This is a genomic window from Enterobacter cloacae complex sp. SYL003 (assembly GCF_049236925.1).
Classification (GTDB): Bacteria; Pseudomonadota; Gammaproteobacteria; order Enterobacterales; family Enterobacteriaceae; genus Enterobacter; species Enterobacter intestinihominis.
In genome coordinates this window covers 1-722 of sequence record NZ_JBMKJK010000069.1, presented here as the reverse complement: position 1 = coordinate 722, position 722 = coordinate 1, and the positions used below count along the sequence as shown (strand labels likewise).

Below are 722 nucleotides of genomic sequence, written 5' to 3'. Positions count from 1 at the left end.
TGGGTATAGGAAGTATAAACCACCTTTTTGCTCCTCATCCGAAGTATCTTACCTGAAATTCCCTCACTCGTTTACCGCTCAAGCCCCAATTTTAACTGCCGGTCCAGCCTAAACCGCTCTAATAAGGTTCGATTTGGCGGTAAAATCTCTAGCCTGATAGCTCGAGAGATACAAACTGCCCCACCGCCCCGTTTAAAAGTTGGCAGTGTTGAGCAGTGTTGGATTTGGGGTCGTCAGTCAAAGAGACGACTCTGTGATGGATCGAACAGGCTGGGAGTCAGTGGCGGCGCTCGTTCTGGTGGCAGCTCACGCTGCTTGGCGGCATTCGCCTTGGCTGTTTTCTGTTTCAGATGCTTGAGAATCTGCTCAATGACCTTCGGATCTTCGATGCTGGCAATCACTTTGACGTGACCGCCGCAGTGTTCGCAGACTTCAATATCAATATTGAAGACTCGCTTGAGGCGTTGCATCCAGGTCATGGCGCGGTGGCGCTCTGCAGGACTCTTGTCACGCCAGTTAGTATCGAGACCTTCCGATTTGTCGGGCTTCTTGCCCCGCTTGGCGGGTGTTACTTGAACTCGGTGTTTGCTGTTCGGTGCAAAGACGCCGTGGAAGCGTGTGAGGTTGACTCGCGGCTTAGGTACCAACGCAGCGAGTTTGGCGATGAAGTCCAGCGGCTCGAAGATCACATGGGTGGTGCCATTGCGGTACGGAGTTTTGAG

Annotated in this window: 1 protein-coding gene; it reads right to left on the bottom strand. The window is 52.8% G+C overall.

All coding sequences use genetic code 11. The features are described from left to right. Positions 1–233 precede the first annotated feature (233 nt). The coding region (locus tag ACOT1A_RS24610; RefSeq protein WP_171477885.1) for a transposase at positions 234–722 on the bottom strand (489 nt) is incomplete at its 5' end.